The sequence below is a fragment of the Achromobacter sp. genome, from assembly GCF_050285565.1.
In the GTDB taxonomy this organism is placed as follows: Bacteria; Pseudomonadota; Gammaproteobacteria; order Burkholderiales; family Burkholderiaceae_B; genus Achromobacter.
This window is the reverse complement of sequence record NZ_JBLZXG010000013.1, coordinates 1-16581: the sequence shown is the minus strand read 5'-3', so window position 1 is coordinate 16581 and position 16581 is coordinate 1. Positions and strand designations below refer to the sequence as shown.

Below are 16581 nucleotides of genomic sequence, written 5' to 3'. Positions count from 1 at the left end.
CGCCAAGTTGCCCGCGCGCCACACTGAACTATCTTGTTACAGAAACCGATCCGCCACACTGAGGCGGGACCGGAGATACCCGTAAAATCGCCGCGATGAGCAAGCCGCAGAATTCCTCCAAAAAAGACAAGCCCGCCAATAACGGTTCCCCGATATTGCGTTTTTTCGTCAAGACCGGCATTTTCTTTGCCGGCCTGTTCCTGTGCGGCGTGTTGCTGGCGGGCATGGCGCTGGCGCTGGCCTGGCCCAACCTGCCGGACCTGAACGCCATGACGGACTACCGCCCGCGGGTGCCGCTGCGCGTGTATACGGCGGACAAGGTGCTCATCGGCGAATTCGGCGAAGAACGCCGCAACGTGCTGCGCTTCAATGAAATTCCAGACGTGATGAAGTCCGCGGTGCTGGCGGCCGAAGACGACCGCTTTTACCAGCACGGCGGGATCGACTGGACCGGCGTGGTGCGCGCCGGCCTGACCAACCTGATCAACATGTCCAAGACACAGGGCGCCAGCACCATCACCATGCAGGTGGCGCGCAACTTCTACCTGTCGTCCGAAAAGACCTACTCGCGCAAGTTCTACGAACTGCTGCTGACGTTCAAGATCGAATCCGAGCTCACCAAGGACCAGATCCTCGAGCTCTACATGAACCAGATCTACCTGGGCCACCGGGCCTACGGCTTTGCCGCCGCCTCGCGCACCTATTTCGGCAAGCCGCTGTCCGAAGTCACGCCGGCCGAAGCCGCGATGCTGGCCGGCATCCCCAAGGCGCCGTCGCGCTTCAACCCGATCTCCAACCGCCCCCGCGCCGAACTGCGCCAGCGCTACGTGCTGGGCCGCATGCTGTCGCTGGGCTACCTGACCGAGCCCGAATACAAGACGGCGATGGCGCAGCAGATCGTCATGAAGTCGGCCGAAGGCACGCCGGCGGGCGGCTACAGCATCCACGGTGAATACGTGGCCGAACTGGCGCGCCAACTGCTGTTCAACGTGTACCAGGACAACGTCTATTCGCGCGGCATCAACATCTACACCACGGTTCAGTCCAAGGACCAGGAAGCGGCCTACCGCGCGGTGCGCGAAGGCGTGCTCGAATACACCCGCCGCGCGCCCTACCCCGGTCCCGAGGAACAGCTCGACCTGCCCCCGGGCACCGAGAACAACCCGCAGGCCCTGGACGAATTCCTGGACGGCGTGTTCGACAAGTTCAGCGACAGCGGCGACCTGCTGACCGCGCTGGTGCTGTCGGCCAGCCCCACCGAAGTCAAGCTGGCGCGCAGCTCGCGCGAGATCATCACCGTCACCGACAAGAAGGTGCTGGGCGTGGTGGCGCGCGCGCTCAACGACAAGGCCAAGCCCGAGCAGCGCATCAAGCGCGGCTCGGTGGTCTACATCCGCAAGCTGGGCGACAACTGGGAGATCATCAATCTGCCGTCGGTGCAGGCCGCGTTCGTGGCGCTGTCGCCGCAGGATGGCGCGATCCGCGCCATGGTCGGCGGCTTCGACTTCTACCGCGGCAATTTCAACCGCGTGACGCAAGCCTGGCGCCAGCCAGGTTCCAACATCAAGCCGTTCATCTACGCCGCCTCGCTCGAGCGCGGCCTGACGCCGGCCACGCAGATCTCCGACCTGCCGTTCGAACTGACCGCGGCGCAAACCGGCTCCAAGGCCTGGAACCCGAAGAACTACGGCAACCAGTACGAGCCGATGCTGACGCTGCGCCAGGGTCTGTACAAGTCCAAGAACATGGTCTCGATCCGCATCCTGCAGGCCATCGGCCCGCAGTACGCGCAGGACTACCTGACCCGCTTCGGCTTCGACAAGGCGCGCCAGCCCGCGGTGCTGCCGCTGGCGCTGGGCGCCGGCTCGGTGACCCCGCTGCAACTGGCCGGCGCCTTCTCGGTGTTCGCCAATGGCGGCTACCGCGTCACGCCCTACCTGATCGACCGTGTCACCGACAGCAGCGGCAAGATCGTGATGCAGGCCAAGCCCACCGTGGCCGGCGACGCCGCCGCCCGCGCCATCGACCCGCGCACCGCCTGGATCATGGACGACGTGCTGCGCGGCGTGGCCACCTACGGCACCGCCGCCCGCGCCCGCGTGCTGCTCAAGCGCAACGACATCGCCGGCAAGACCGGCACCACCAACGAATCGGTGGACGCCTGGTTCTCGGGCTACACGCCGTCGCTGGTGGCCACCGCCTGGCTCGGCTTCGACCAGCCCAAGTCGCTGGGTTCGCGCGAAACCGGCGGCGGCGTGGCCATGCCGATCTGGGTCGACTACATGCAGGACGTGCTCAAGGGCGTGCCGGAAGAAAAGCCGCGCCCCCGTCCCGACGGCATCATCGTCGAGAACGGCGAATACTACTTCTCGGAATTCCCGCCGGGACAGGCGGTGGCCAGACTGGGCCTGCCGCAGGCCGATACGCTGGGCGAGTTCCTGAACGGCCTGAACAGCGACAGCGGCGAAGACAACCGCATCAAGGTCGCGCCGGGCGTGGGCACCCAGAATGCCCAGCCCTGGTCGCAGAAGATCCCGTTCTGAGCGCAATGAAAAAGGCCGGCGATTCGCCGGCCTTGTTGTTGAACGCTACAGGCGGATCGTGACGGGCACGCCCGCCGCGGCGGAACAGATCTGCGAAAGCGCGTCCGGCAGCTTCGGGCCGCCTCGGGTATCGTTCCAATGCTGGCCGTCGTAGCGATAATGGAAACCACCGCTGCGCGCGGCCACCCACAGTTCCTGCATGGCGGCCTGGCTGTTCACCACCACGTGGGTATTGTCTTCGAACACCATGGTCAGCACATTGCCGCTGCGGCTGGTTTCGACGTCGACGTCGAGCGAAGCCGCCCAGTCATCGGCCTGGCTTTCGATGCTGTTCAGCACCTGGTCGATCAACGCAAGAAATTCGGATTCGGTCATAATCGAGCCTGCAAGAATTACGGAGTTCCCAGTGTTCCAATTGGCATTCAGCCGCATGTCTCTCCGCATTGTAGCCACGCTCGCGCTGACCGCCATGGTTGCGGCGTGCGGCTACAAGGGCCCTTTGTACATGCCCACCCCTGACGGCAAGCCGCCGCCCCCCGGGCAGGGCCAGACCACGCCCCAGGTGCCGCAGATCCCATCCGCGCCCACGCTGCCATGACCACCGCGTTCCCGGTTCCGCCCGAACTGGCCGGGCATCCGTTCTTCCAGTACCGCAACAATGTGCTGTACGCCGAAGATGTGCCGCTGGACCACCTGGCCGGACAACTGGGAACCCCCCTCTACGTCTACTCCCGTGCCGCCCTGCGCGCGGCCTGGAACACCTACCACAGTGCCGTCGGCCAGCGCCCCGTGCAGATCTGCTACGGCATGAAGGCCAACTCCAACCTGGCCGTCCTGAAGGAATTCGCCCGCCTCGGCGCGGGATTCGACATCGTCTCCGGCGGTGAACTCAAACGCGCCCTGGCCGTGGGCGCCGATCCCGCCCGCATCGTCTTCTCCGGCGTCGGCAAGCAGGCCTGGGAAATGCGCGCGGCACTGGATGCCGGCGTCATGTGCTTCAACGTCGAATCCGAGGCAGAACTGCAACGGCTGTCCGACGTGGCCCGGGAAACGGGGCGGCGCGCCAAGGTGGCGCTGCGGGTCAACCCGGACGTCGATGCGCAGACCCATCCCTACATCTCCACCGGCCTGAAGGAAAACAAGTTCGGCATCCCCATCGGGGCGGCGCTGGACGCCTATCGCGGCGCCCGTCTGCTGCCCGGCCTGGAAATCACCGGCCTGGACTGCCATATCGGCTCGCAGTTGACCGACATCAGTCCCTATTTCGATGCGCTTGAAAAGCTGCTCGACCTGGTCGCCGACCTGGAAGACATTGGCATCCGCCTGTCGCACCTGGACCTGGGTGGCGGCCTGGGCATCCGCTACAGCGACGAAACACCGCCCTCGCCCAAGGCGCTGCTGGACGGCGTGTTCCAGCGCCTGCAGGCGCGTGGCCAGGGCCATTTGCGTCTGGTGCTGGAACCCGGCCGCTCGCTGGTGGGCAACGCCGGCGTGCTGCTGACCACCGTCCAATACCTCAAGCACGGCGAGGCACGCAATTTCGCCATCGTCGACGCCGCCATGAACGATCTGCTGCGCCCGGCGCTGTACGACGCCTGGCACGGCTTGCTGCCGCTGCGCCCGCGCGCCGGTGACGCGCTCGCTTACGACGTCGTCGGCCCGGTCTGCGAAAGCGCCGACTGGCTGGCGCGACAACGGGCGCTGGTGCTAGAACAAGGCGACGTGCTGGCGCTGGAATCGGCCGGCGCCTACGGCATGACGATGGCCGGCAACTACAACACCCGCCCGCGCGCGGCTGAAGTCATGGTCGACGGCGGCCGCTACCACGTGGTGCGCCAGCGCGAGACGCTGGACGACCTGCTGCGCGGCGAATCCACCCTGCCCTGAACCCGTTCCCACGCCATGAAAAAGGCCCCGTCTCGACGGAGCCTATGGCGATGCATGCCAGGATCAGAGCTGGCCGTAGGAATGCAGGCCCGACAGGAACATGTTCACCCCCAGGAAGGCGAAGCCGGTGATCAGCAGGCCCGTCAGCGCCCAATACGCCGCCATCGTGCCGCGCAGACCCTTGATCAGGCGCATGTGCAGCCAGGCCGCATAGTTCAACCAGACGATCAGGGCCCAGGTTTCCTTGGGATCCCACTGCCAGTACGCGCCCCAGGCGTCGGCGGCCCATAGCGCGCCCAGGATGGTCGCCACGGTGAAGAAAGCGAAGCCGATGGCGATGGCGCGGTACATGATGTCGTCCAGCACCTCCAGCGGCGGCAGCGCGGCGGCGATGCGGCGCCGGCCCAGCAGGATGGCGCCGACGATCACCGCGCCGATGCCGAAATACAGCATCCAGGTGGCCGACAGGCCGTCGGTGCGGAACACCATGGGCTCGGCGCACAGCAGCACGCCCAGCACGAACAGCGGCGTCAACTTGAGCCATGACGAGGTCTGGCCGTGCTGCTTGACCAGGTAGGCGAAGCCGACCATCGCCGCCAGCGAGAAGGTGCCGTAGCCGATGAAGTTGGCGGGCACGTGCAGTTTCATCCACCAGCTCTTGAGCGCTGGCACCAGCGGCTGGATCTGCCCCGCGTCGCGCGTGAACGAATACCACAGCAGGAACACCACCGCCGACGTCACCACCAGCAGCACGAAGCCGCCCAGTGCGCGGGTGGCGTACTTGCGTTCGTAGTACAGGTAGAACAGCGCCGTGATCAGCGCGAACAGCACGAACACTTCGTATAGGTTGCTGACCGGGATGTGGCCCAGATCCGGGCCCATCAGGTGGCCTTCGCGCCAGCGCACCAGGAGGCCGGTGACGCCCGCGAACACCGCGCCCCAGGTCAACGCCGTGCCCAGCCAGGCCGCGGTCGGACTGAAGAAACCGATCCAGTAGCAGACCATGGCCAGCGCGAACAGCGCGCTCATCCACAGAATGGCCGACTGCGACGAAAACAGGTATTTCAGGAAGAACACCTGCTCGGCCCGCGCCAGGTCGTTGCCGTAGAGCATCAACGCCAGGCCGGCCGCGATCGCACAGGCCACCATCAGGCGGCGCAGGGGCCGCCACAGCCAGCCCATCCAGGCCAGCACCGGCACCGTGCCGCACAGGATGATCTTCTCGTAATAATCCATGGCGCCGCTGAAACGGGTCAGCGCGAAACCGGCGCCCGCCGCCAGCAGCAGAAAGAACACGACGTCCGTCCAGTCCGGCCGGCCGCGCTGCGCGCGGCTGTCACCGGTTTCGGACAGACTATCCTGCCAAAGGTTTTCGGGCGTGGGGGATTGCGTGGTGGTCGTGGACATAGGAAACCTTAAGACCCATTCTGGCGCAGCAGCGCCTGCTTGAAGCGATCGAACTCCTGATTGAAGTCGAGTGTACGCTTCTGCGACGTCATCGCCGCCAGGATGTCGCTGCCGCCGCCTTGCTGCGGCTTGACCCAGATCCAGACGCGACGATCCCGAATATAGAACATCGAGAACACGCCTAGCACCAGCAGCAGGCAGCCCAGGTAGACCGTGTTCTTGCCCGGCGTGCGGCTGACCTGGAACACGCTGGCCTGCACATGGTTGAAATCAGCCAGAGAGAAGAACACCGGCGCCGGATAGACGGTCAGATCAGACAGCGCCGCCACCGCCAGGCGCGACCACAGCGCGGCGCGCTCGGCCTCGGGGCCATCGGTGGGCACGGGCGGCAGCCCGGCGCGTTCGCGCTCGATGGCGCGCAGTTCGTTCATGCTGGCACCGATCAGCCGGATCACCACGTCAGCCGCGCGTTCCAGGTCGGCCGCCGGGGTATTGGCCTGCAGGAATGCCGCCACGGCCTGCAGGCCGCCGCCAGCGTAGGTTTCCAGGGCGCGCTCGGCGGCCGTCTGCAACGGCTGGCGATCCGTGCCGCTGGGGCTGTTGCGCTCGGCGAAGCGGCGCGCTGCCTCCTGGCGCGCGGCCGGATCGGCCAGCGTGGCCCGCAGACGCATGAATTCCGCCACCGAACTGTCGTCGTCGGCCGGGATCCGCAGGTAGCGGAACGGTTCGGACGGATTGTTGCGCACGCCGGCCAGGAACACGCTGGCGCCGTCCAGTTGCACCGGCAGCATGTAGTTCTGGAATTCATGCGCCTGGCCCGCCTCGTCGATCAGTTTGTATTCGACACTGGGGCCCACGTTGCGCAGGTTCTCGTTCTTCTTGCCGGCGGCGCTGCCGGCCACCGAGGCCACGTGCTCGGCGAAGCTCTGGTTGCCCCCCTTGGGCTCGCCGCGGGTCAGGTCCTCGACGTTGATCGGACGCAGCGCGGTGATTTCCACGCCCATGCTACGCGGCCCACGGGCAGTGTGAGCGGTTACTTCGGACGTCTTGCCCACGGTGCCGTCAACATTGAAGGTGGCGCTGCCCGCGCCCACCAGTGGATAGCCCTTGAGCACCACCGTGCTGCCGCCGTCATCGAAACTGGACTGATACACGGTCATGCCCTTGAAGCGCAGCGGCTCGTTGACCTCGATGGTCGAATCGAAGCGCTTGCCTGTGTCCGGGTCCGTCACCTCCACCTCGCTGGCAAAGCGGCTCGGCATACCTGTCGAGTAGTAATCGACAACAAACTTCTTGAGCTTCAGCGTGAAGGGCATCGGCTGCACCAGGGCACCGTCCCCCACCATCACCACCGCGGTGCTGGCCTGCCCATTCTCCGGCACCAGCACGCTGGCGCGGAAACTCGGGTTGTCGACCGACAGGCGGCCGCTTTCCGGCACCTCGGAAATCAGCATGTTTTCGACGATCGGCTTCTTGCCGCCGAACATCACCTGCAAGCGTACCGGCAACTCACTGTCGAGCAGCCCACCGATGCAGATGATGACCATGGCGGCATGGGCGAACACATACCCCAGCCGGTTGGCGCTGCCCTTCTTGGCGGCCAGCAGCACACCCGTGTCGTCGCGGCGCTCGCGCACCGCATAGCCCATGCGCTTGAGCAGCGCCGTCAGACCGGCGGCGGTCTGCGGCACGCCGGTGGGCGCCTCGGTCTCGACGCGATGCGGAAAGGCCCGCAGGCTGCCGCCGCGCACGTGCTCACGGAACGAACGCGCGTCGCGCAGCATCTTGGGCGCATTGCGGATCAGGCAGACCGAAGTCGAAATGACCAGGAACGCCATGATCAGCAGGAACCACCAGCTGTTGTAGACGTGCCAGATGGAGAACTTGTCGAACACCTCGAACCAGAACGGGCCGAACTGGTCGATGTAGTTATTCGATGACCGGTTCTGCTGCAGCACCGTCCCCACCAGGCTCGCCACGCAGATGAACATCAGCAGGCTGACCGCGAAACGCATCGAGCCCAGCAATTCAAACAGGTCGCGGGGCAGGTTGCGCAGGGAGGGACGGGAGTGTGTCTGAGGAGTCGAATTCATGAAAAAAGGGGGGTCCGCACGATCGGCTACCCCCCTCGTAGACAGCGCATGACCGAACCAGGTTCCGCCATGCTCAGGTTGCGTGAACGCGGACCAGCCGCGCGCCTGCCCGGCGTATGGCTACCGCAGGCCCGCCGCGTAGTCCGCCACGGCCTTGATGTCGGCATCCGACATCCGATCGGCCACGGCGCGCATCACGTCGTTGGCGCGATCGCCACTGCGAAACAGCTTGAGCTGCTCTTCGATGTACATGGGGAACTGGCCCGACAGGCGGGGATACTGGCCCGGAATGCCCGCGCCATTGGCAGAATGGCATGCGGCACAGGCCGGAACATTGCGCTCGGGCAAACCGCCGCGCCAGATCTTTTGACCCAGATCAACCAACTTCTCCTGGCCGGCGGTGGCGGGCTCTTTCAGCGGCTGCTGCGCCAGGTACAGCGCGATGTTCTGCATGTCGGCCGGCGTCAGGTTCTGCGCCATGGCGGTCATGGGGGTGGGATTGCCGCCGGGGCCGTTGCGCACCGGCATTTTGGCGCCCTGCTTGACCTGGAAGTCGGTCAGTTGCTTGACCAGGTATTCGTGGGGTTGCGCGGCCAGGTTGGGATTCACCGGGATGGTGCTGTTACCCGCCGCGCCATGACAGGAAGCACAGGCAATGATGCCGCGCGAGGCATCGCCCTGGTCAAACAGTTGCCCGCCCTTGGCGGCATCTGGCTTGGCCGGGCCCGCGGCGCCGTCGGCGGCGAGAGTCGTAGTAGAAAAGGCGGAGGCGCCGAGCAACAGCCCACTCGCAACCAACATCCGGGACAGCACACGCTTCATGAAGACCTCGACGATCACATCGATCAAGGCGCAAAAAGGCGCCCACGCCTGCCCGCACATCTGGAAAACCGTATCGAACCTGATTTGCCTGTCTGCCTGCGCGTCAAAGGCGGGGGTACCTGGAACACCGGACTGCCGGCTGGTACGAAATGCCCTCAACGGTAAGCAAAAGAGACGGCTCCGCGCACGGGGACCACTGTTGCAAACGCCGGATTATACAATAGGGCTCGAAACCAACTGTAGCCAAAGCCATCCGTGTCCCTCCTACATCGCGCCTCTTTCCTTACGTCGGCCGCTCGCCTCGACCAGTTGCCGCCTCCTGACGCGCCCGAGGTCTGCTTCGTCGGCCGCTCCAACGCCGGCAAGTCCACGGCCATCAACGTGCTGTGCAACCAGCGCCGTCTCGCCTTTTCCAGCAAGACGCCAGGCCGCACGCGGCTGATCAACATGTTCGGCCTGCCCGACCCATTGAATCCGGAAGGCCACATCGGCTATCTCGTCGACCTGCCCGGCTACGGCTATGCGTCCGTGGCCCGCGACGAAAAAGAGAAATGGGCCGACATCCTGGGCGGCTACCTGCGCGACCGCGAATCACTGGTCGGCATCGTGCTGCTCATCGACATCCGCCGCGGCGTCACCGAACTGGACCGCCGCCTGGCCAACTTCATCGCCCCCACCGGACGTCCGGTGCTGGCGCTGCTCACCAAAGCCGACAAGCTGCCCTATGGCCAACGCATGCGTACCGTGTTCTCGGTGCGCAAAGACCTGGCGGACATCGGCGCCCTGCACACCATCCCCTTCTCGGCGCCGGAGCGCATCGGTCTGGAAGAAGCTGGCGCGCACATAGAAAACTGGATTTCTCCCAAGGTCGTACCATGAACCCGCAGATCATCACCCCCGACTTCCCGGTTTCCCGCCCCCGCCGCCTGCGCCGCGACGACTACACCCGCCGCCTGGTGCGCGAGAATGCCCTCACCGTCAACGACCTGATCTATCCGGTCTTCGTGGCCGAGGGCACCGGCCTGAAGCAGGCGGTGCCGTCGCTGCCGGGCGTGGTGCGCCATTCGCTGGACACGCTGCTGCCGGTGGCCGAGGAATGCGTGGCGCTCGGTATCCCGGTGCTGTCGCTGTTTCCCGCCATCGACCCGGCGCTCAAGACGCCCGACGGCATCGAGGCCACCAACCCCGATGGCCTGATCCCGCGCGTGGTGCGCGAGCTGAAGAAGAATTTCCCCGATCTCGGCGTGCTGTGCGACGTGGCGCTGGATCCCTACACCAGCCACGGCCAGGACGGCGTCATCGATGAAAACGGCTACGTCGTGAACGAGCCGACTGTCGAGATCCTGGTCAAGCAGGCCTTGACGCAGGCCGCCGCCGGCGTCGACATGGTCGCCCCCAGCGACATGATGGACGGCCGCATCGGTGCCGTGCGCCGCGCGCTCGAGGCCAACGGCTACATCCACACCCAGATCATGGCGTACTCGGCCAAGTACGCCAGCGCCTTCTACGGCCCGTTCCGCGACGCCGTGGGCTCGGCCAGCAACCTGGGCAAGTCCAACAAGATGGCCTACCAGATGGATCCGGGCAACCTGGACGAGGCGCTGCGCGAAGTGGCCGCCGACCTGCAGGAAGGCGCCGACATGGTCATGGTCAAGCCCGGCATGCCGTACCTGGACGTGCTGCGCCGCGTCAAGGACACCTTCCGCGTGCCGACCTTCGCCTATCAGGTGAGCGGCGAATACGCGATGATCAAGGCAGCCTCGGCCAACGGCTGGCTGGACCACGACAAGGTCATGATGGAAGCCCTGCTGGCGTTCAAGCGCGCCGGCGCCGACGGCATCCTGACGTACTTCGCGATCGAAGCGGCGCGGCTGCTCAAGCAGCAACGCTGAGCCCCCAATGGCGGGGCCTTCACGGCCCTGCCCCGCTTGTTGTCCGCGCGCATCGGCGTGATGCGCGCACAGCGCCGGCGGGTCCGGACGGCCCGCCGCGTTTTCAACGCGCCGCCGGCGCGCCGCGGCGCAGGCCGAGCCAGGTGCCGCCCAGGATGCAGGCCAGCCCCACCACGTGCACCAGCGTGACGTGCTCATCCAGAAACAGCGCGGCGAAAAGCAGGCCGAAGATCGGCAACCAGTTCACGAACAGCGCCGCGCGGCTGATGCCCAGCTTCGCAATGCCCGCATTCCACAGGATGTTGCTGACGCCCGAGGCGATCACCGCCGAGAACAGCAGCACAATCCAGGGCCACCACGCCATGCTCCAGTTATCCGCCGCATACGAAGACGGCGTCATGGCCGCGTGCGCGACCAGCATCAGGCCACCAGCCAGATACATGTACCAGAGCATGGCCAGCGGATCGAGCGTGCGCGAGATGCGCTGGATCACCAATCCGCCGAACACGAACACGGCCACCGCCAGAAAGACGATGGCGTCGCCCCAGCCGGTCAGTCCCAGTTGGGCGCCCCCGCCCACCACCACCAGCGCCACACCGGCCAGGCCCAACAGCGCGCCGGCGATCCGCGGCCACGTCAGCCGTTCGCGATAGAACAGCGCCGCCAGCAAAGCCGAGAGCAAAGGACTGGTGGCCATCAGCAGCGTGCCATTGGCGGCCGAGGAAAACTGCAAGCCGTACACCAGCGCGGTCTGATGCGCGTACACCACCAGGAAGCCGGCCAGCGCGACCCAGCCCAGTTCCACCCGCCCCAGCTTCGGAATGCGGCCGCGCCGTGCCTTGACGATGAGCGTGACGGCAACGAACGCCACGGCGATCCGCAAGGCCGCCAGGGCGCGGATATCCATGTGCTGCGTCAGGTACTTGATGGAGACGATGTTCAGGCCCCAGGTGGCCATGACGAACATCAGTTGCAGATAGATCAGACCGGTGCGGTCCTGACTTGCATCGACTGTCGGAGACGTCACGGGCGCCGGCCTGAGGGTGGGAGGCGCCGCCCACGCGACGCGAACCCTCATGGTAGCGGCCGGCCGCCGCTCAACGCAATAGCACGCGGTCCAGCGACTCGGTGAAGCGCTTGGCGTCCTGGAAACCCACCACGCGCGCGTCCGGCAATTCCTTGCCGCCCGGTTCGAAGAACATGATGCCCGGCGGGCCGAACAGGCGGAAACGCTTGAGCAATGCGCGGTCATCGGCGTTGTTGGCGGTCACGTCGGCCTGCACCAGCAGCATGCCGGCCATGCGTTGTGCCACCCCCGGATCGGTGAAGGTGAAGCGTTCCATCTCGCGGCACGACACGCACCAGTCGGCGTAGAAATCCAGCATCACCGGCTGCTGGCTCTGCGCCAGCAGCGCGTCCAGCTCGGCGTTGTTGCGCACGCGCTTGAACTGCACCTGGCCGGCATGCGCCGCGGTGCCGGCCGCGGCCGGACCGCCGGACGCAAAATGCGACAGCGGCTGCAACACGTCGCGGCCGCCGCTGGCCGCGCCGATCAGCCACGCGGCGGCGGCCAGCGCCAGCAACAGGCCGATGCCCTTGCCGAACATGCGCGCCGAGCCGGCGCCGGCCGGCAGCGCGTCGAAAGCCCGCAGCATCACCGCGCCGACGATCGCCAGGAAAGCCCAGCCGGTCATCTGCACCCAGGTCGGCACCACCGGGATCAGCATCCACCAGGCGGTCGCCAGCAATAGCATGCCGAACAGCCGCTTGACGCCATCCATCCACGGCCCGGCCTTGGGCAGCAGCGCGCCCGACGAGGCGCCGACGATCAGCAGCGGCACACCCATGCCCCACGCCATCGCGAACAGGGCCGAGCCGCCCAGCACCACGTCGCCGGTCTGCGAGATGTACAGCAGCGCCCCGGCCAGCGGCGCGGCCACACATGGCCCGACGATCAGCGCCGACAGCGCGCCCATCAGCAACGCGCCGGTATAGCGGCCGCCGGGGATGCGCGACGACCGTTCCGTCAGCCGCGCCTGGATGCCGGACGGCATCTGGAAGGTGAAGGCATCGAACATCGCCAGCGCCAGCGCCGCCAGCAGGATCGCGAACAGCGTCAGGATCCACGGCGTCTGCAGCCACGCGGCCAGGCCCGCGCCGCTCAGGCCCGCGGCCACGCCCAGCGCGGTGTAGACCACCGACATGCCCAGCACATAGGTTGCCGCCAGGGCCAGCCCACGGCCACGCGAGGGGCGCTCCTGGCTGGCGCCGCCCAGCACGATCGACGACAGGATGGGAATCATGGGCAGCACGCACGGCGTGAACGCCAGCAGCAGGCCCAGCACCAGGAACACGCCGGCCGTCTTGATCCAGCCCAGGCCCCCGAGGGCGTCGGCCAGGCCGGTGTCGCCGGCGCTCACCAGCGCGCTCAGGCCGCCACCCGAGGCCCCGGCCGGCGCGGCGGATGCGCCGCCGCTGCCCGCCAGCGCGTAGCCGCCCGCTACCGGCGTCAGCTTCACGCTGCTGTCCATCGGCGGATAGCACAGGCCGGCATCGGCGCAGCCCTGGCCGGTCAGCGTCAGCGTGAACGGCTGGCCGCCGGGCGTCACCGGCACGCGGATCAACACGTCCTGGTGATAGACCTCCATGTCCTTCTCGAAGGTCGGGTCGTACTTGACGTCGCCCTTGGGATAGACCGGCTCGCCCAGCGTGGCCGCGCCCAGCGGGCTGATGCTGATGCCGAAGCGCTCGCGGTACATGTAATAGCCGGGCGCCACGCGGAAACGCAGTTCGACCGTATCGGGCGTAGCCATCGCCGCACTGAAGACGAAGGCCTTCTCGGGCTCGAGGAACTCGGCCTCGGCGCGCGCCGGCGCGCTCCAGGCCAGCCACAGCATGGCCATGGCCAGCAACGCCAGCAGCTTGGGGAAAAAGGCACGCATCGGAGCGTGGAGCCGGACCGCGGGTTGCAACATCAGTCTCTCTTGTTCTGCACGACGGCCGTCTGCTGGCGCACCCAGTCGAGATAGGGCGCGGCGCCGCCGATGACCGGCAGCACGATGATTTCGGGCACGTCGTAGGGGTGCATCTGCGCCAGGGCCTGGACCACGGCCTGGTGGCGCGCGTAGGTGGTCTTGATGTGGATGGGGATTTCCTCGGCCCCCTCCACCTCGCCTTGCCACTGGTAGATGGACAGGCCCGGTGCGCCAAGGTTCACGCAGGCGGCCAGGCCATCCTCGACCAACACGTGGGCAATACGCTTGGCCAGCAACAGATCCGGCGCGTTGCTGATGACCAGCACGACGTCGTCATCGCGCAACATGGAGCCTCCTGGGAATACCCGTGTGGGATGTAACTCGGGGTATTTTATCGGTATCGCCGCCCGCGTCCGCCCGCAGCCGGGCCCGCGGCCACCGCGCATCCATTCCCAACGAGGCAAGCATGTCCGATAACTGCCTGTTCTGCCGCATCGCCCGCCACGAGATCCCGGCCCACATCATCCACGAAGACGACCGCCTGATGGCCTTCCTGGACATCCAACCGGTGCGGCCCGGCCACACGCTCATCATCCCCAAGCAGCACTATCCCTATTACGAGGACATGCCCGCCGACCTGGCCGGCCACATCGTCAACCTGGGGCAGAAGCTTGGCCGCCACATGAAGCGGCTGTATGGCGTGGACCGCGTCGGCTTCGCCTTCACCGGCATTCATGTGGCCCACACCCACGCGCACGTGATCCCGATGCATCACCCGCAGGACGTCACCTCGACCCAGTACATCGAGCAGCAGGACCTGACCTTCCGCATGCCGCCGCAGGCGCCCCAGGAAACGCTGGCGGCCACCGCCGCGCAATTGCGGGGCGAACTGCACGCCTCGTAGCGATCGGCGCGCCTGCGCCGCCTGGACGGCCCGCAGGCGCCGCCCAAAAAACAAGGGCGGGTCCGAAGACCCGCCCTTGTCGCTTATCTAGACACCGAAACTTATTCGGCGCTGTCCTCAGCGGCTTCATCGACTTCCGGACGGTCGACCAGCTCCATGAAAGCCATGGGAGCGTTGTCGCCTTGACGGAAACCCATCTTCAGCACGCGGGTGTAGCCGCCGTTGCGGGCCGCGTAGCGCGGGCCGATTTCGGCAAACAGCTTCACCACGGCATCGCGATCGCGCAGACGGGCAAAAGCCAGACGCTTGTTCGCGAGGGTCGGTTCTTTACCCAGCGTGATCAGGGGTTCGATGACGCGGCGCAGTTCTTTCGCCTTGGGCAGCGTGGTCTTGATGGCTTCGTGGGTGATCAACGAAACGGCCATGTTGCGGAACATGGCAAGACGGTGACTGCTGGTGCGGTTGAGCTTACGCAAGCCATTACCGTGACGCATGATAAGTTTCCTTTGAATCTAAAGACGGCGTTTCCGCCATCGGGTTGCCGGCTCTTCTATCAGCCTGCAATCAGGCTGCGGTCCGGTAGAAAACGGGGCATTTTACGACGATTTCGCAAATCGCCCGGCAACAAAGGCCGGGCGCTGCGGGAGACGCCCCTTCGCAGGGGCGGCACCCTTTCAAGACTTAGGGACGCTCCAGGCCCAGGGGCGGCCAGTTCTCGAGCTTCATGCCGAGGGTCAGGCCACGTGCAGCCAGCACTTCCTTGATCTCGTTGAGCGACTTGCGACCCAGGTTCGGGGTCTTGAGCAGCTCGTTTTCGGTACGCTGGATCAGGTCGCCGATGTAGTAGATGTTTTCGGCCTTCAGGCAGTTGGCCGAACGCACGGTCAGTTCCAGGTCGTCGACCGGACGCAGCAGCACCGGGTCGATCTGCGGCGTGCCGCGAACCGGGGCTTCGTACGAATCGCCAGCGCCTTCCAGGGCAGCGAAGACAGAGATCTGGTCCATCAGGATGCGGGCCGACTGACGCACCGCTTCCTCGGGCGAGATGACGCCGTTGGTTTCGATGTCCAGCACCAGCTTGTCCAGGTCGGTGCGCTGTTCCACACGGGCGCTTTCAACCGCGTAGCTGACGCGGCGGACCGGGCTGAACGAGGCGTCCAGGACGATGCGGCCGATGGTGTGCGTGCGGTCTTCCGACAGCGCACGCACGTTGCCCGGCACATAGCCGCGGCCCTTCTCGACCTTGATCTGCATCTCCAGCTTGCCCGCGTCCGTCAGGTTGCAGATGGTGTGGCCGGGATTGATGATCTCGACGTCATGCGGCAACTCGATGTCGCTGGCCAGCACGGTGCCGGCGCCGGTCTTGCGCAGAACCAGGGTGACTTCGTCACGGTTGTGCAGCTTGAAGACCACGCCCTTCAGGTTCAGCAGGATGTCGACGACATCTTCGCGAACGCCCGGGATGGTCGAGTATTCGTGCACCACGCCGGTCATCTGGACTTCGGTCGGCGCGTAGCCGGTCATCGAAGACAGCAGGATGCGGCGCAGGGCGTTGCCCAGCGTATGACCGTAGCCACGCTCGAACGGCTCCATCACGATCTTGGCATGGTGGGTGCCGACCGGTTCGACTTCAATGGAGCGCGGCTTCAGGAAACCTTGAGTGGACATGTACTGTGTTCCTTTTCAATACCCTCGGCTCGTTACACCGATAAGGCTGATGGACAGGTTGAAACGTGAATCGCGGGCAGCGACAAAACACCGCCCGATACTTACCGCAAAGCCCGCCCCGCCAAATGACGGAAAGCGGGCTGCTGCGAGACTTGCAAACCGGTCGCGAAACCAGCTCGCCGGCGCCTTGCAAAGGAGACGCCGGCCAGCGTGATTAACGCGAGTACAGTTCGACGACCATCGATTCGTTGATGTCGCGAGCGACGTCAGCGCGGTCGGGAACCGACTTGAAGGTGCCGGTCAGCTTGGTCGTGTCGACTTCCACCCACTGGGGGATGCCGATGCTGGTGGCCAGGTCGAGCGATTCCTTGATACGGCCTTGCTTCTTGG

Annotated in this window: 15 protein-coding genes and 1 pseudogene; 6 read left to right on the top strand and 10 right to left on the bottom strand. The window is 65.9% G+C overall.

Going from position 1 to position 16581, the window contains the following annotated elements; all coding sequences use genetic code 11:
- Positions 1-95 precede the first annotated feature (95 nt).
- Entirely contained in the window at positions 96-2543 is a 2448-nt protein-coding gene (locus ACN6O8_RS23630; RefSeq protein WP_427993411.1) for a penicillin-binding protein 1A, read from the top strand.
- 45 nt (positions 2544-2588) lie between these two features.
- Here ACN6O8_RS23630 and cyaY read toward each other — a convergent pair whose 3' ends face one another.
- A complete protein-coding gene (cyaY, locus tag ACN6O8_RS23625) occupies positions 2589-2918 on the bottom strand; it encodes an iron donor protein CyaY (protein WP_427993410.1) in 330 nt (109 codons plus the stop codon).
- Positions 2919-2973: 55 nt separating this feature from the next.
- Between cyaY and lptM the strand changes: the two genes are divergently transcribed.
- Both lptM and lysA read left to right on the top strand, forming a co-directional pair.
- Positions 2974-3141 (top strand): LPS translocon maturation chaperone LptM, encoded by a 168-nt coding sequence (lptM, locus tag ACN6O8_RS23620; RefSeq protein WP_427993409.1) that lies wholly within the window; start codon positions 2974-2976, stop codon positions 3139-3141.
- Entirely contained in the window at positions 3138-4430 is a 1293-nt protein-coding gene (lysA, locus tag ACN6O8_RS23615) for a diaminopimelate decarboxylase (RefSeq protein WP_427993408.1), read from the top strand. Before lptM ends, lysA begins: the two co-directional genes overlap by 4 nt.
- A 63-nt stretch (positions 4431-4493) precedes the next feature.
- On the opposite strand, the gene ccsB is transcribed toward lysA, so the two are convergent.
- The 3 genes from ccsB to ACN6O8_RS23600 form a co-directional block, all read right to left on the bottom strand.
- Positions 4494-5837 (bottom strand): c-type cytochrome biogenesis protein CcsB, encoded by a 1344-nt coding sequence (ccsB, locus tag ACN6O8_RS23610; protein WP_427993407.1) that lies wholly within the window; start codon positions 5835-5837, stop codon positions 4494-4496.
- 8 nt (positions 5838-5845) lie between these two features.
- On the bottom strand, positions 5846-7930 hold the full coding sequence (locus ACN6O8_RS23605; RefSeq protein WP_427993406.1) for a cytochrome c biogenesis protein ResB: 2085 nt from the start codon (positions 7928-7930) through the stop codon (positions 5846-5848).
- A gap of 120 nt (positions 7931-8050) precedes the next feature.
- Positions 8051-8752: a c-type cytochrome gene (locus ACN6O8_RS23600; protein WP_427993540.1), complete on the bottom strand. Its 702-nt coding sequence runs from the start codon at positions 8750-8752 to the stop codon at positions 8051-8053.
- 255 nt (positions 8753-9007) lie between these two features.
- On the opposite strand from ACN6O8_RS23600, the gene yihA reads away from it, so the two are divergent.
- Positions 9008-9631 (top strand): ribosome biogenesis GTP-binding protein YihA/YsxC, encoded by a 624-nt coding sequence (gene yihA, locus ACN6O8_RS23595; RefSeq protein WP_427993405.1) that lies wholly within the window; start codon positions 9008-9010, stop codon positions 9629-9631.
- Positions 9628-10644 (top strand): porphobilinogen synthase, encoded by a 1017-nt coding sequence (gene hemB / locus ACN6O8_RS23590; RefSeq protein ID WP_427993404.1) that lies wholly within the window; start codon positions 9628-9630, stop codon positions 10642-10644. The genes yihA and hemB overlap by 4 nt, the downstream gene beginning before the upstream one ends.
- Positions 10645-10747: 103 nt before the next feature.
- On the opposite strand, the gene ACN6O8_RS23585 is transcribed toward hemB, so the two are convergent.
- From ACN6O8_RS23585 to cutA, 3 genes are all read right to left on the bottom strand, one after another.
- A complete protein-coding gene (locus ACN6O8_RS23585; RefSeq protein WP_427993539.1) occupies positions 10748-11611 on the bottom strand; it encodes a DMT family transporter in 864 nt (287 codons plus the stop codon).
- 130 nt (positions 11612-11741) lie between these two features.
- On the bottom strand, positions 11742-13547 hold the full coding sequence (gene dsbD / locus ACN6O8_RS23580; protein ID WP_427993538.1) for a protein-disulfide reductase DsbD: 1806 nt from the start codon (positions 13545-13547) through the stop codon (positions 11742-11744).
- Between the two features lie 71 nt (positions 13548-13618).
- Complete coding sequence (cutA, locus tag ACN6O8_RS23575; RefSeq protein ID WP_054430893.1) at positions 13619-13966, bottom strand: divalent-cation tolerance protein CutA; 348 nt, start codon at positions 13964-13966, stop codon at positions 13619-13621.
- A 119-nt stretch (positions 13967-14085) separates the two neighbouring features.
- Between cutA and ACN6O8_RS23570 the strand changes: the two genes are divergently transcribed.
- Positions 14086-14523 carry an HIT family protein gene (locus ACN6O8_RS23570; protein WP_427993403.1) on the top strand — a complete coding sequence of 146 codons (438 nt, stop codon included), beginning with the start codon at positions 14086-14088 and terminating at the stop codon, positions 14521-14523.
- A gap of 101 nt (positions 14524-14624) precedes the next feature.
- Here the strand turns inward: ACN6O8_RS23570 and rplQ are convergent, their stop codons facing one another.
- The 3 genes and pseudogenes from rplQ to rpsD form a co-directional block, all read right to left on the bottom strand.
- Complete coding sequence (gene rplQ / locus ACN6O8_RS23565) at positions 14625-15017, bottom strand: 50S ribosomal protein L17 (protein ID WP_006389635.1); 393 nt, start codon at positions 15015-15017, stop codon at positions 14625-14627.
- 187 nt (positions 15018-15204) lie between these two features.
- Entirely contained in the window at positions 15205-16191 is a 987-nt protein-coding gene (locus ACN6O8_RS23560) for a DNA-directed RNA polymerase subunit alpha (RefSeq protein ID WP_169270117.1), read from the bottom strand.
- A 214-nt stretch (positions 16192-16405) separates the two neighbouring features.
- Positions 16406-16581: pseudogene (gene rpsD, locus ACN6O8_RS23555) on the bottom strand (30S ribosomal protein S4); the annotation flags it as partial.